At 38.1% G+C, this 14282-nt stretch carries 14 protein-coding genes and 1 pseudogene; 1 reads left to right on the top strand and 14 read right to left on the bottom strand.

Annotation, left to right across the window (positions count from 1 at the left end; all coding sequences use genetic code 11):
* The first annotated feature begins 152 nt into the window (after window positions 1-152).
* Window positions 153-1140: pseudogene (locus PUW25_RS26975) on the top strand (Gfo/Idh/MocA family protein).
* Between the two features lie 511 nt (window positions 1141-1651).
* Here the strand turns inward: PUW25_RS26975 and PUW25_RS26970 are convergent.
* The 14 genes from PUW25_RS26970 to PUW25_RS26905 all read right to left on the bottom strand — a co-directional run bounded on the left by PUW25_RS26970 (window position 1652) and on the right by PUW25_RS26905 (window position 14171).
* Complete coding sequence (locus tag PUW25_RS26970) at window positions 1652-3052, bottom strand: hypothetical protein (protein WP_205055051.1); 1401 nt, start codon at window positions 3050-3052, stop codon at window positions 1652-1654.
* Between the two features lie 37 nt (window positions 3053-3089).
* Window positions 3090-3803: a hypothetical protein gene (locus PUW25_RS26965; protein WP_205055050.1), complete on the bottom strand. Its 714-nt coding sequence runs from the start codon at window positions 3801-3803 to the stop codon at window positions 3090-3092.
* On the bottom strand, window positions 3800-4531 hold the full coding sequence (locus PUW25_RS26960; RefSeq protein WP_205055049.1) for a hypothetical protein: 732 nt from the start codon (window positions 4529-4531) through the stop codon (window positions 3800-3802). The genes PUW25_RS26965 and PUW25_RS26960 overlap by 4 nt, the downstream gene beginning before the upstream one ends.
* Window positions 4532-4547: 16 nt before the next feature.
* Window positions 4548-4889, bottom strand: a complete 342-nt coding sequence (locus PUW25_RS26955; RefSeq protein ID WP_205055048.1) for a hypothetical protein — start codon at window positions 4887-4889, stop codon at window positions 4548-4550.
* A 442-nt stretch (window positions 4890-5331) separates the two neighbouring features.
* Window positions 5332-5502 (bottom strand): hypothetical protein, encoded by a 171-nt coding sequence (locus PUW25_RS26950; RefSeq protein ID WP_205055047.1) that lies wholly within the window; start codon window positions 5500-5502, stop codon window positions 5332-5334.
* An 83-nt stretch (window positions 5503-5585) separates the two neighbouring features.
* Complete coding sequence (locus tag PUW25_RS26945) at window positions 5586-6053, bottom strand: hypothetical protein (RefSeq protein ID WP_090728195.1); 468 nt, start codon at window positions 6051-6053, stop codon at window positions 5586-5588.
* 90 nt (window positions 6054-6143) lie between these two features.
* Complete coding sequence (locus tag PUW25_RS26940; RefSeq protein ID WP_205055046.1) at window positions 6144-6410, bottom strand: helix-turn-helix transcriptional regulator; 267 nt, start codon at window positions 6408-6410, stop codon at window positions 6144-6146.
* A 3-nt stretch (window positions 6411-6413) separates the two neighbouring features.
* Complete coding sequence (locus PUW25_RS26935) at window positions 6414-7133, bottom strand: metal-dependent hydrolase (protein ID WP_090728192.1); 720 nt, start codon at window positions 7131-7133, stop codon at window positions 6414-6416.
* Between the two features lie 19 nt (window positions 7134-7152).
* Window positions 7153-9072, bottom strand: a complete 1920-nt coding sequence (locus tag PUW25_RS26930) for an ATP-dependent DNA helicase (protein WP_205055045.1) — start codon at window positions 9070-9072, stop codon at window positions 7153-7155.
* A gap of 206 nt (window positions 9073-9278) precedes the next feature.
* The gene (locus tag PUW25_RS26925; protein WP_205055044.1) at window positions 9279-9971 is read right to left on the bottom strand and encodes a hypothetical protein; all 693 of its coding nucleotides are present in this window, start codon (window positions 9969-9971) and stop codon (window positions 9279-9281) included.
* Between the two features lie 224 nt (window positions 9972-10195).
* On the bottom strand, window positions 10196-10858 hold the full coding sequence (locus tag PUW25_RS26920; protein ID WP_205055043.1) for a hypothetical protein: 663 nt from the start codon (window positions 10856-10858) through the stop codon (window positions 10196-10198).
* 76 nt (window positions 10859-10934) lie between these two features.
* Window positions 10935-11321, bottom strand: coding sequence for a PadR family transcriptional regulator (locus tag PUW25_RS26915; protein WP_205055042.1), 387 nt, complete (start codon window positions 11319-11321; stop codon window positions 10935-10937).
* Window positions 11322-12011: 690 nt separating this feature from the next.
* The gene (locus PUW25_RS26910; RefSeq protein ID WP_205055041.1) at window positions 12012-13802 is read right to left on the bottom strand and encodes a DUF4365 domain-containing protein; all 1791 of its coding nucleotides are present in this window, start codon (window positions 13800-13802) and stop codon (window positions 12012-12014) included.
* A gap of 24 nt (window positions 13803-13826) precedes the next feature.
* Entirely contained in the window at window positions 13827-14171 is a 345-nt protein-coding gene (locus PUW25_RS26905) for a hypothetical protein (protein WP_205055040.1), read from the bottom strand.
* Window positions 14172-14282 lie beyond the last annotated feature (111 nt).

The raw sequence follows: 14282 nt of genomic DNA, 5'->3' as shown, positions 1-14282 counted from the left end.
ATTTGGGTTATCACCAATATTTCACTGGTAGGCCCCATGTCTATATAAGTTTTTTTATGGGAAAATAAAATCCTATTGGCGATGAAAAACGCTTCATAAGTGTAGTAAACAAAACTCTTCGTTTTATAAAACAAAGGAATGAGGTTGAATAAATGGTTCGATTCGGCGTAATCGGTACTAATTGGATTACAGAAAGATTACTTGAAGCAGCAAATGATGTAGAAGATTTTAAACTAACTGCTGTTTATTCTCGCACGATTAGTAGAGCAGAAGAATTTGCAAGTAAATATGGAGTAACAAAAATATTTACAAACCTAAAAGAAATGGCAGTTAGTCAAGAAATTGACGCGGTGTACATTGGCTACTCCCAATTCATATCACGCAGAACAAGCTATTTTATTTTTGCAAAATGGCAAACATGTGTTATGTGAAAAGCCACTGGCTGTTAATGCAACCGAAGTAGCGAGGATGATTCAAGCCGCAAAAGATCATAACGCCCTATTAATGGAAGCAATGAAATCAACCTTACTTCCAAACTTCAAGGTCATTCAAGATAATTTACATAAAATTGGTCCTATCCGTAGATACTTTGCAAGCTATTGTCAGTATTCATCTCGTTATGATAAATACAAAGAAGGAATTGTCCTTAATGCCTTCAATCCAGAGTTTGCGAACGGTTCATTAATGGACCTTGGTGTCTATTGTTTGTATCCACTTATTACATTATTTGGTGAACCAAAAGAAGTGAAGGCAACTGGCATTATGCTTGATTCGGGTGTGGATGGTGAAGGTAGCGTCATCTTAAAATATGATGATAAAGATGCGATTGTGATGTATTCCAAAATAACGAACTCTTATTTACCAAGCGAAATTCAAGGCGAAAAAGGAAGTATCATGATTGATAAGATTCATACGGCTGAAAAAGTAGAAATTCACTACACTGACGGCACGGTTGAACAATTAACAGTCGACCAATCTCATCCAGCTATGTATTACGAAGTGAAAGAATTTATTGAATTAATCAACCGAGGAAAAACAGAGTCTGATACTAACTCATATAAAAATTCATACACCACGATACAAGTGTTGGATAAAGTGAGAGATGAAATAGGTCTTGTATATCAAAGTAATCATAAGTGAAAAAACACAAAAACCCCTACAGCGACTTGTATTATTCTCTTGAGAAATTACGAATCTGGCCTGTTTGTCGAAGAATAAAAGAAATCGTTTTAGAACTTACCTAAACTATTTTGCATCCATTCTTTTTTATAAGAGCATTATAGCATTTTCTACCCGGCTAACAAATTTTAAAGGACTTTTGCTTATTATGCAAAGGTTCAATGCTCATTTTTTAAGATGTGTTTCTTCTTATTAATTTGTGATTTAGTTTAAGTATTCCTTAATAGGAGTAGCGACAATGACACTACCCCTATTAGGATCCTACCAACAACCGCACTTTTCTGACCCCACCCTACCCTACAGAGTAAAAAGGGTTGTAAATGTAAAAAAAATCCATGCTATGACCCTTTTTTACAAGTACCTCGGTCGTACCCCAGTTAGACGTTGCACCGTATATCCACCATTCCCTCCTGCACCAATCAAGACTATATAATAATAAAGTGATGTGTAGTTTGGAGTGAGTGAAAGTAGATTAATCATTTCTATTGCCTCCTATGATTGTCACCTTTTTAACCCAGTCTTTAGGATAGGCGACATAATCGATATGATTATTTAGCCGGTTACTCGTTAATTCTCCTTCGATAAATACCTTGGGATCGATAGGTATGAACTTTCCTGCCATTCCTGCACGAGTCCTGACATCAAAAAACACGTCTGTTGCATGTCCTTTTTTGATCTTACCAACTACTCCGTATAACATGGTCCCTACTTCATCTTCATCATCAATCGAACTAAAATCTGCACGCATCGTGTTATGTGAATGGATTTCAGCGACCTTAACTACATGTCCGGGATAAACAGAGTACCAAGGGTTAACTGAATATTTGGTGACAGATTGATAAGGAACATCCAAAATAAACTGCTGGCGATCAATATCGTAGTAGAAAACACCCATAACCTCCACATCGTAATCTGTATAGTCCATAAAAAAGGAGACCAGTTGAGCAAAGAGTTGCTTGGGTATCTTAGGTAATTTGTATTTAAATCCAGGTCTGCAAGGCTCACGATCTAGATGTTTGGGTAAGACTGAATTAAATACAGAGAATCCTTCCCATTCAATCAGCTCTTCAGCAGCCGTTCTCCCTATAAATACTCCTATCAGGTTCTCTCGTATTTCATAGTACCCATCTTGTGCAGCAAGGTAGGATATTGGCTCCTGATGCTCAATGAGTTCTTGAGAAGATGAATAAAAACCACGAGTGCCATTTGTAAAACGGGCCCCTTTTTTTCCACCGGTGACCATAGGCACAATTATATTTTTCTTCTTGTCCCAATCCATTTTTGTCCGCTGTTTTGAAAGCTCTGGGTAATCTTTTTCCAGGCGTTTCCGAACATCCTCAAGCTCAAGACCAGCTAGCTTATCCTCAGAGAAGAATTTTGTTATAGAAATGCTTAGCCCTGAGTAGCAAATAAAGGTAGCATGATTCAGTTCTGGTTTTTCTATTTCCTTCTTAGCGGTAACTGGTGTTTTTTCATCTGATTTGATCACAGAAGTGTTTCCGCTTTCCCCACTGAGCTCACGCTTGTCCGCTTCTTGTTCATCGCTTGCCTTATCCTCTAAAGCATCTTTTTCATCGTCATCTAATTCTTTATCAGAACATGCATCAGGACAACCATCATTAGAGAAAGAATCTGATACTCTTCTGCGCGATTCCAGTGAGATTAGCTTCGTCGGACGGCTTTCACCTTGACTTTTTTCAGCTGCTGGATCAGAAGTAAGACTCTCTGATGGAGGGTTATCTTTATGATCTTCTTCAATAGATTGGTCAGAAGTATGCTGTAGTTTATTCTTCTCCTCATATTCTAATGCTTCAGCGAAATCATCACCAAAATAAGAGAATAGATCACCTTGACCATAATTGTTGTTAGACATTTTTATTCCTCCTAATTTAACTAATATTTATCTCGTTCTACACTTCAAAACCAACGATCCGATTGAACCATGCCTGCAGTGTAAGATTAGTCGCCTTAAGATACTCTTGCGGAAATCTTTCTCCCTTAATCTTGGTCACCAGCTCGCGATAATTCATGTCGCTGTTATTAGAACTATAGTAGTAACAGTCCGAATTTGGAGAGTTAAAGAACAGTTCTGGAAAAGTGGATAGCTGCGATAACCGTTCAATATCCGGTAACTGCTGACTACCCCAGCAAACTTGAAAATTCTCCTTAACGTTGGTGTAGGGATAAAAAAAGACCATCGATTCCTCACTGGGAATGATTTGGTCCTCCAAAGCTGCAAGGTATACTTGACTGATTGCCCAATTTTTATCACGCTCATGAATTTCAAAGCCGAATACCAATCTTGGAAAAGGAACTTCCTCAATTACGGCTTCGTGATAATAAGCCTTCCTGTTTTGAGGAGACACCTCCATAAAGATAAACTGACGGGACTTCGTTATTTCAACGAAATGGAGAGCACCTCTTGGCATGACAGGTGTTCGTACTAATCCAGTTTCTAGAGACTGAAGAATAGCACTGGCAACCGCTTCATGTGTATAAATACCTTCACCGACTTTAACACCGTCAATATACTCCTCAACAATGGGAAGTGCATAATGGTCGCGGATCCGAATAACCATTTCATTTCCTGTATTGTTTTTCTCTACTAAATGCTGCTGGCTCATGCCACATCATCCTTCCTATTTATAGTCACCTGGTCAAGTACATGGGTTAAAATGTTTCTCATATCACTGAAGGTTAAGTTATCACTGCTCTCAGATGAGTTCCCACCGAGGAACTTCATGATCTGGGCAAACACAACAGTTGTGCTGTCAGTGATGGATACTTCAGGAACGGATCCAACCCTTTGATTAAGCTCCTTCAGTAAAACTACATTCTGAGAGCTGTTAGTTATCTGTGACTTGCTATCACGAAAAACTTGCTGCACCATTTGTTTAATTTCTAACAACACTTTAAGAAAGGGAGATAAAATACCATAGAAGCCAGTCAAGGTAATTTGAATACTAGCGTTTACAACTATCCCTTCCATACTGAAATCTAGATAATCGCAACTACGATTCAACATCCTATTGAAATTGGCTACGTACCGGTCACTTTCTTCTTTGCCAAGGAGTTCTGCAAATTGAATGAGTTCCGGTAATGGGAGTTTAAAAGTGTTCTCTTCCTCTCCATGGTGGTTTATATGCTCTTCGATGTGTTGTGCGTCTCCAAATACTCTTTTAATGCATGTAACAAATACGGGATATTGATCCCCCCAATCATAACAGTAGTAATTGACTGGGTTGTTCACGATATCACATCCAGCAACCTCGATCATCTTCAGCATGACTAAAGAGTCGTAGGTAGCCTGCATTTGTCCAACCTGTTCTGAACAGTAGTAGGACTTCTCCATATTCTCCTCACACCTCTCAAAAGAATTGAATTGCGGCTGTCTGTTTTTCAGGAGCAGACCGCTTCAACTGAAATATGAGATTATGACTATGCAGGTATTCGTGAATTGCATTACCACTGTTGATGTTGGCATAATCCCCATGCTCGATGTGTTCATCGCACTCGTACGCCATAGCATGATCTAAAGCTTCTTCAGCTTCCGCAAGCGTAAACGAATTCCAGTCAACTTCACTGCTATCAACCAATTCATGGGCAGCCTCAATAGCACGGAAGATTCCAACTGATAGTGTTTTTGAGGTGGTTTGTCCATCTGGTAGACAGGGCAGGATTTGCTTAAGAGTGTTCATGTTAATACGCATTTTTATTCCTCCTCAATTAGGCACAAAAATAGCCGTTGAAAACAAAAAAAGACACACCAAAGGTTGTCTCCTGTTTCCAACGGCTAATAGGTAGCCTCATATTTTGACGGTATAATACCGTTTCCCCTATCTTTACCGAACTATAGCGGCAAAGAAAAACATTAAGTACTAATAATGAAGTAAGTATAGCATATGATTCAACCTGAGTGAAGCTCTACGGTGTAAACTATACGCCTTATAAATGAGCAGTTAGTTTTAAGGATGGAGAAAGGTGTGTCTCACCCTTCCCCAAACGGCTGAACCTTATTTATGCTGACCTTAAGTAATCCTTCGAGATTGTTTCCAAAATTCCCCCTTCTTTATCTACTTACCGACTTTGCTTTATTTGATGTTCGCTACTACTGTATATAACGTAATGCTCAAAAACATTTCTTCCAAGCCTCTACATAAAAACTCCGATAATCAGAATAAAAGCAGTAGCTAACGCGATGGTCATACCGATAATGCCTATCAAATCCTCAGATTTAATGCTCTTTATTCTCTTTAAGAAGTCATTTTTATCAAGATTTTTAGTTGTTTTGGGCTTTTCTTCTGTAATCTCATTAGGTTTCATTTGAATTTCCTCCTAAATGTATGTATGTTACTTATAACTAAGACCGATGAGACTCGAGAACCCTTCTCTCATAAACAAATATATCAGATAACACTCTTGTGTGTGGTGTGTTCAGACCGTGTAGTAACATCTGTTGGAAAATATTTAGGTATTAAATAGGGATCTAAGGCATCAAAGATAGCAGATCTTCCGATGGGTCCAATATAACGAATATTACCTAGCTTATATACGGTAATCTCCATTAAGTCTCGCATAATGGTATAGTCATTACGCTTTAAATACTTTGCCACGCTGCGATAAGTTTTCCCTTCAAACTGACCAAAATAGTACCCTACTTCTAGATCCATCAAGTGTTCAGGAATTTCGAATATTTGAGATAATCGGAACTCTGAAAATTGCTCAATGAGAAAATCATATTTACTTCTTTCTTTATTTTTTTCGAGGCAATCATGCAACTTGTTATAAAGAGATGTATCTTCTGTTTTTAATGAAGCAGGAAACAAAGAAAGTAATCGCTGTAGCTCTTGTACGGATAAATGAATATATGACATTTTAAGAGGTCTCCTTCCCTGAATGTGTTCTTAACATCTACTAATTATGTATTTAGCTGGTTTAAGGATGTGATTACTGTAGCAGTTACTTTATTCAAAACTCATTAAGGATCTTAGAATAAGAGCTTGAAGTTCACGGGCAGAGCTAAGTTTGGTCTTAACCAATGTTCGGGACATATGATTTTTTATTGTGTTCTCACTAACTTTTAATCTGCTCCCTAGATTATGGTTGTTTTCACCGTAGATAGTTAAAGCTTCAATCACTTGTGTTTCTCTCTTTGTTAGTCCGTATTTAGCCTTTAATTCCTTAAAAACGGGATATAAATTGATTCTAATAATTTGAAGATCAAGACTCATAATTTAGCCTCCAGTAAATAAATTTTTATCTAAGAAAAATGTGAGCCAGACCACACCAAGTGTCACTCCCATGCAAAGATATTCAACTAGGGAACCTCTGAAACTTCCTGTACTCATAATCCGAAATCTCAGTACGTACTTAAATGGTGGGAGAATTCGTATACCACGGTTCGTTAATGCATCTGCAAGTAGATGAAGCATGTAGGATAACCCTCCAGCTAGCCAGATAGATATATCACCTGTAGTCAAATATAAGATCAAGGTCCAACCAACCAATCCATAGATTGTATGAGTTAATCCTCGGTGCGGCAGGAACGACACAAGTATAAGTAAGGAACCTCCAATATAGTTCCAAGGCGAGATTTGGCTGCCGAAAGCAATCAGTATGATTCCCGTTAAAATCATAATGACATTCTTCAATGTTCGATTCGGGAGAAAGGTAATGATTGCTGCAGCTATGGCCAACATATAATTCCACGGAGAATACGCTTCTCCAAGAAAGATGACAGCAGCTGCAGCCAATAAGAGAAGCAGCTGGAATGTGCGAATTACTGTTTTTGGAATTGCTCTTGAAACTAAAAGAGAATTTGGTTCATCGATATCAGGAAGTAGTGAACTTAAAACAGCAACTACTATTACGGGTATTGTAATTTCTTGATCAGCTAGTTGGAGTGCAGATAAGGATAGCCCCGTACTGATAACTAAATGTGCTCTTCCCATCATAGACGCCAGCTCCTTTCCACTATACCGGCAGGATATGTACTAAATCCGATACTGTAGATGAATATTGACACTTCGGTAGTGATTTAATAATAAGTCCTTTATATCGCTTCGTTCTCATTCGGTTATCCAAGATGATAACAGCTCCTTGGCAATGAACTGAGCGATTTAAACGGCCAAAACCCTGTTTAAGTTTAAATATCATCTTGGGAAACATATAGTCGAAAAAGCTGCTTCGATTGGCTTTCTCAAGAAGCTCAATTTGTGCTTTTATTAAAGGATCGTCGGGATGTGGAAAAGGTAATCTAGGGATCACTACTGTAGTAAGAGCTTCTCCTGCGACATCAACACCGGTCCAGAAACTAGATGACCCAAATACGATTGTTCTTGGCTCATTTTTTAGTTGTTGGATGAGTTCTTCACGATTACATCCAGGATATTGAACCAATAGATGATAACCCACTTCACTACAATACTTTTGGAAAGAACGAGCGACCTGGTTCATCGCATCAAAACTTGTAAAAAGGACAAGCATACGACCGCCAGTATACATCGTTATCTCCTCTAGCTTTTCTGCAGTATATCCGTTGAAACCAGGACTGTTTGGTTCAGGTGCATCATCCGGTACGATAATCATCGTCTTGTTTATGTAATCAAACGGACTACCGACAACGACTGAATCATACTCTTTGACTCCAACCCGTCCAGCAAAGAAAGAAAAGTTCCCGCTGTTGGACATCGTAGCGCTTGTTAGAATAACAGGCACTTTATCGAATAAGCTAGAAGCCAGTACAACTTTTGGAAACAGTGGAGCAGCATGCAGGGTGATCTGATCACGGCCACGAACAGTAGCCCAGTATGCCCAGGATCGTTTAGCATTGTTACTAATGAAATCAAGGTCATCATTATACTCAAAGAGCTGATCAAGAATATCGGAAGCACCACGGACATTCATACTTTTTAATGTCTCCAAGAAATCCTTGATTAAAGAGCAAGCCTCTGATACATCAATCTGTTTGTCTAAGAGCTGATATGCTTTGTTCCCCATTTCATTTCCAATCTCAGCAAATACTTGGTCAAGGTTACGGTGGATGTCCTGGCGAAGTTGAGATAGCTTAAGCTGCGCACCATGATCTAATTCTTTAAAGATGTCACGTTGGAACAATTGATCGAATAAAGACTCAAACTGGTTTATGTCAGCAGACTTCTCAAAGATTTGGCAGCAGACATCTTCCATTTCATGAGCCTCATCGAAAATGACGGCATCGTAATTTGGAAGAGAACCATTTCCTGTCTTCCGCCGAATGGCAAGATCTGAGAAGAAATATGCATGATTTGTAACAATGATATGGGATTGAATCATTTTTTCTTTCAGCTCTTCAATTACGCATGACTCAGGCTTATTAATCGCTGGACAATTGCTCGCAGATATTTTCTTCCATAAGCTATCTTCTACATCGAATCCAAGCCCTGTACGATCATTTACATACTCTCGGGTCACTTTTTTGAAGATCTTCTGCACTGTTTTAGCTTCTTCATTTATGCTCCGTAGCGTTTCTTGCCACAAATTCTCAAGCTTCGAGTAGCAAACGTAATGTGACTTTCCCTTAACAAGTTGATACTTAAGATTTTGATGCTCCATTTTTAAAATCTGTTGTACACGAGGCAGTTCTACATTTACTATCTGAGTCATTAGCGGGATCGTGTGGGTACAAACAATAACAGTCTTGTTGTTTTCAACAGCCCACTTGGCTGCAGGTATCAAATAGCCAAGCGACTTCCCTGTACCTGTACCTGCTTCAGCCAATAGATGCTTTTCTCCCTCTAACGCTGCCCCCACTTTGTTTGATATGAGCATCTGCGGTGAACGTGGAGAATAACCTTTTACTAGCTTCGACAGATGTCCCCCAGCCCCGAGTGCTCTTTGAATAAACTCTTCCACAGAACCGCCCCTCAACAATTATTGTATGTTAGTTAATATACTAATATACATATATAGTACAATAAGACTATCTAATTGCAAAACTTTTTGTTAAATGAAAATTAAGTACCTACCTACTTACTTACAAGATAATATATTGATTGAACCACGAGAAAAAGCCGCATATTAATGCGACTGTTGAATGTTCTTGTTCAAGATATCGTACTTCATCTCTTTGCTAATATCTTTCTTAGTTTATAAAAATATTGATCTGAGAAATAGATGATGTAAAAAATATAACTTAATATGTTAATACCGACTAAATACTGCAGGATATATTTAAATCCAATGCGATCTTGATACCAGTAGAACTCAGTTTCAATCTTAGCATTCTTTACCCAAATAGGATCTGTACCTTCTATAGCAATAGAGCCATCACTAGGTCTCACCTTAATATTTCTTGATTGTTCCTTTACTGATTGCCTAAGTTCTTTCCAAGGGATAATTACTTTATAGCTACGCAATTCCTTCCACTGTACATGATTTCTAAAAAAAGATTTTTCAGAAGGATCAGTTGAATCGACCGAAGTTGACAGATGGAACCAAACCCTAGGTTTGCCCTTGCTATCTCCCGCACTGGGGTAAAGAGGAATCCTTCCTTGTTGATCAGCATTATGTACTTTGCTCACAAAGTGAATGGCATATCTGTTTTCAAACTTTTTTTCATCTTCTTCATCACATTCACGAATAGCTGCAGAGAAGAAGATCAAGTATAAAAAAAACAAAAAGAAAAACAAAAATAAACCTTTAATGGAAGCAAGCGGATAATAAAACAATGATATTAACAAGATAACGCATACTAGCAAGGCTAGTAAACGTCCAAGAAAAGTACGCAGCAGTATAACATTTAAATTCTTCAAACGAATTCCTCCATGATCCTACCAATCGCTGTAAGTACCTCGTTGCCGTCGGGTAAAATAAGTTGGCTATAATCGATAAAGATCTGCTCTTTTAATTTTAATTAATTGATCCATTTCTTTATAAAATGAATTGTAGCTAATGTGACATAACATAGGATCTCTTGGTGCTAGATAAAACCATGAAATATTACTCAATTATCCGTTGACAGTATTTATATTGCTTCTTATTCTGATTCTCGATGTTGTAAGAATGCTTCTAGTTTTTTATCAGGGATTTTCCGCTTTAAATGATCTGGGAGATGATCAAAGCAATAAACCATTTTATCGCGGTTGAGATTCGGAACTTGTTTGAGCAGCTCCCATTCATCAGCTGATAATGATTTTCCGCAGCCTGTCATTATACAATTTCGTTCAACCCTTGATTTGGATTGGACAACTCGTTTCTGTCCTTCTGGAGCAGGATCACTGCCTATAAGATGACGCAAAGCTGGATTATCTCCCCAATCCTTATATGGAGCAAGATCCTTCCATCCCATTTGCCAACTATCTACCGCTTCAACAAAAGCGCTGGCGGCAGCCTGATCAAGTGCGTTGGAGACTCTCGGACGTCCCTGGCCATCCTTATCAATATAAGCAAATCCGAATCCATCTCTGGTGTAATCACTTATAGAAATCGAAACTATAACCTTGACGTACTGCTGCTCTAAATTGATTTCGATATCTTTAATGGTTTTGCTCCACTGCCCCTCCGTTGCAGCTTCCAGCCTGTCAGTATATATCTGATTCGGAATATACGCTTTTTGTGTGTCGGATCGCAGCTTGACTGTTCCTTCTGGAAATGACTCCTTTAGCCTCCGAACAACATCTGGGTAATTCAGCTCGTCCATATTTTTCACTCCCGACATTAATACATCAGTCACATCCGATCTGGAGGGAAACTGATTTCAGTTTTTAGTACACCTCTTATACATCAAACTTCTTCATGTATTTTTCAAAGTTAGAATAGACCTTCTTTGCCATTGTGACTCGTTCAGGTAGATCACGTAACATTTGAATGAAGTATTCGTGGCCAGAATCAGTGATGCTATAATACCGGTTGTATCGATCATCACCTTTCCACTCACGAATGACGTGCCCATTCTCGGCCAACTTTCTGAGCCTAGCACTAAGATATGAATCGTTCACGCCAATTCCGCCTAAAACGGACGCAATCTTCTTATCCAGCTCACTTACATAGAGTTGCTTGCCACCCTGCAACTCGGATAAAACAACAAAATCGATTACTTGCTGCACTTTAACAACATAACCCAAGGTCCCCTCTTTTTCGACGGGATTATCATTTCTAGGCATAACCAGCCTCCTCTTGCAAAGTATCAGGGTTAACCGTTAAATTGAATAGGGCAGGGCCCCCAATATAATGTACTAATTATAACATATTTCTCAACCAAAGCGTGGTATTACTATCCGTGTTTACACGCCTTTTCCTTCCCACTCTCCATCATACGAGCAATCTCTTTTGTTTATCCCCTTTATACCAATTTCTACTTCTTCTGTATCTAGATTCGAACCTAGCTGCAGAACTCTATATCTACAACTCAATCCGGATCTATTCTTTTGCTAAGTACGTATCTAGCTGCAAATAATAACACTGTAACTTAATCCGAATCCAGTAACAGATTACGACCGTCGGGGGGGCCGCGCGCTGCGCGAAAACCTGGTTAAAAAGGTATCAAAAGAATCCAAAGAATTGTAGAAGAAATGAAAAAAGAAGAAGGAAAAAGGGGTTGTGTTCAAGGTACATAATCGCGGATGTAAGTAAGGTAACGAAGCTGTATATCTAGTGAGAGAATTATCTGGGGAGCAGCCAGCCGGACACACAATGGATGGATACGGTGGTCGGTGGCAGGAAGAACGACGGTGAAGCTGTATGAGTCGAGTTTATTCGTGTAAACACGCTTAGTGTAAACACGGGTATGCAATCAAACCCACCTTTCTTTACCATACAAAAAGCGGGCTTGTGCTTTTTTACCGAAGGACTAATCATTCAGTTACAGGATTCACAGACTCATACAATTTATAGATTGGTAGCATCATATAGAAGTCTTGTAGTTCTTTGTCCATCAAGTTAAAGAAAAATCGACTCTCGTCTAAATTTTTGAGCAGTACGCTGACACAAAATGATAGCTCTGCGTTTTCTTCTTTTATAGCCTGCATTTTTTTTTGATATAGTAACTGATTCTCTTCATCAGTTAGACTCCCATCTCTCCATAATTTAATCTGTAGTTTATTTATCAAAATATATTCATTATTTACATTTGCCTGTCCATTAGATTTTGCATAGATATTCTCAGCTATATCTAAGAGTTCTCTCTTACCAGACTTAATAAATGCGTTAATACATTTTAAACAGAAGTTGTTAGTAAAATCAGAAACTGTATTACTCGAAAATGGATCAATTTGATCAAAAGAATTACAGATTGCTTGACTATTTATGTTGATTCCCTTAGCTAAAGACTCTTCAGAAAGAGAAATATAAATACTGTGACGATATTCCTCGCCATCACCCTCGTCAACCATGTATAATTCAGAAGCAGCAACCTCATCAGAAAAAACACTTACTATTCTTTGCTTTGCGGTGGAATTATAGAACAACAATACTAAGTGCTTTCCGACTTTAAAGTTGAATATTCCTCTCTTTGTTTCACCAAACGAAAATCCTCTAACATCATTCTTTAGTACTCTAAGAATTAACCACTCTAATTCTTCACCTAGTTGATCATCACATTCTTGTTCAATAAGTGTTGTTTTGTCGATGCCAAGAAGCTCAAAAGTTCTCTCCAACTCGAGCAAACATTCATATCGCTCTCGAAACCCTTCTAAAGTTTCTTTTTGAGAATCGAGCTGAATATAATTACCTCGGAAACTTATTTTATTACCTGAAAATAAACTTATTAACATAGGAACAACTTTTAGTTGAGCAGCAAGTGTATTAAAGTCCAAAATTTCATAATTAAGTTTGAATACACCATCATTATTGCTTATCTCTAAGATAAATGATTTTTCCAAGGTGTAGGCTGTAACATTCTGTTTTACTTCTATGTCAGTAAGAATTCTATATTCATTCTTCATATCACTAAAAATGACGTTATCTTTTCGAACATTGATTGACCCAATTCTTATTCTCTTTAAGGGAAAATGAGCTTGATTTTTAACACCATACATCGTAAAGTCATGGTCAAAAATTTTCTCCAGTGATTCATCAAGTGAAGGAGAGTATGTCATACTGGTCAACCTTAACTCTCTAAAGTCATCAATTTGAAATGGCTTATGCGTCACTAGTTCTCTTGACTGCAGTGTTTGTTCTGCCAAAAATTTATAACAAACATCATACAATCTTGTTTCATCCAGTGGTCGTAATTCTATAACCCTCTGTTTCTGTTTGTTAAAACGTTGTAGTAATTCATTTATCTCGAGAGCAAGCAAAGCTTTGTAAAAAAGCTTAGTTTCTCCGTTAGGTTTGACCTCACCAACAAGTAATAAAACACCATCGGAATTAAAAAAATTTCGATAATCAGCTAACTCGAAGCTGAAACTCCTAACTCCTTCAGTAAAATGCTCTACTTCAGTCCCCTTTACTTGTACCGGTACTCTTCCAATTAGGGATTCTTTAGTCTCTGAATCATCTTCCATTACCGAGATATGCCCATCAAACGAAATCCCCTTATCTCCCACTGGTATATCAGGTATCAAATAGGAGTCTGGTAAATTTGCCAGATATTCAATTGCATTTACCGTCTGACGTTCCTTTTTCTGATTTGATAGCTTAGCCACCCTGGATCCCCCTCTATCTTATTTCTAGACCTGATTATTTCCATTGCCGAAGGTCATTCTTGCCCATTCCTCTAATGTAATGCCATTCTGAATTTGAAAACCCTCTGCCTCATCAGCTGCGTCAAATACTAAAAGCTCCTCATCTTCTCTCTCAGCAACAACACTATCTACTTGTCTATAGCCATAATTGTACTCATTAGGACGTGCATGTAACAATCTCACATAATCACCTAATTTAGCACAAGCCGCCCCTAGCGCTGTATTATTAGTGTTTTCTGGTGTTATTGCCCCAAAGACAGCACAATGCGTCATTTCATCATTGAGCTTCTCACAAATTCTGCATGTTGGATTAATTTTCTGTGTTCCCATAGATAAAAATCTCCCTTTTTCCGTATATTTTGTATTTATCATATAACGGAAGTTGATTTTCACAAAATTTTTTCATAAATAAAAACAGAAAAAGATGCCGGCAAGCCGGCA

The sequence above is a fragment of the Paenibacillus urinalis genome (genome assembly GCF_028747985.1).
GTDB lineage: Bacteria > Bacillota > Bacilli > Paenibacillales > Paenibacillaceae > Paenibacillus > Paenibacillus urinalis.
The sequence above is the reverse complement of the archived record's forward strand: the minus strand, read 5'-3'. Positions and strand labels throughout refer to the sequence as shown.

What these genes read in the sequence shown, in the direction of transcription:
- PUW25_RS26970 (WP_205055051.1), bottom strand. Translation starts at nt 3,052, where the DNA reads ATGTCTAACAACAATTATGGTCAAGGTGATCTATTCTCTTATTTTGGT.
- PUW25_RS26965 (WP_205055050.1), bottom strand. Translation starts at nt 3,803, where the DNA reads ATGAGCCAGCAGCATTTAGTAGAGAAAAACAATACAGGAAATGAAATG.
- PUW25_RS26960 (WP_205055049.1), bottom strand. Translation starts at nt 4,531, where the DNA reads ATGGAGAAGTCCTACTACTGTTCAGAACAGGTTGGACAAATGCAGGCT.
- PUW25_RS26955 (WP_205055048.1), bottom strand. Translation starts at nt 4,889, where the DNA reads ATGCGTATTAACATGAACACTCTTAAGCAAATCCTGCCCTGTCTACCA.
- PUW25_RS26950 (WP_205055047.1), bottom strand. Translation starts at nt 5,502, where the DNA reads ATGAAACCTAATGAGATTACAGAAGAAAAGCCCAAAACAACTAAAAAT.
- PUW25_RS26945 (WP_090728195.1), bottom strand. Translation starts at nt 6,053, where the DNA reads ATGTCATATATTCATTTATCCGTACAAGAGCTACAGCGATTACTTTCT.
- PUW25_RS26940 (WP_205055046.1), bottom strand. Translation starts at nt 6,410, where the DNA reads ATGAGTCTTGATCTTCAAATTATTAGAATCAATTTATATCCCGTTTTT.
- PUW25_RS26935 (WP_090728192.1), bottom strand. Translation starts at nt 7,133, where the DNA reads ATGATGGGAAGAGCACATTTAGTTATCAGTACGGGGCTATCCTTATCT.
- PUW25_RS26920 (WP_205055043.1), bottom strand. Translation starts at nt 10,858, where the DNA reads ATGGACGAGCTGAATTACCCAGATGTTGTTCGGAGGCTAAAGGAGTCA.
- PUW25_RS26915 (WP_205055042.1), bottom strand. Translation starts at nt 11,321, where the DNA reads ATGCCTAGAAATGATAATCCCGTCGAAAAAGAGGGGACCTTGGGTTAT.
- PUW25_RS26905 (WP_205055040.1), bottom strand. Translation starts at nt 14,171, where the DNA reads ATGGGAACACAGAAAATTAATCCAACATGCAGAATTTGTGAGAAGCTC.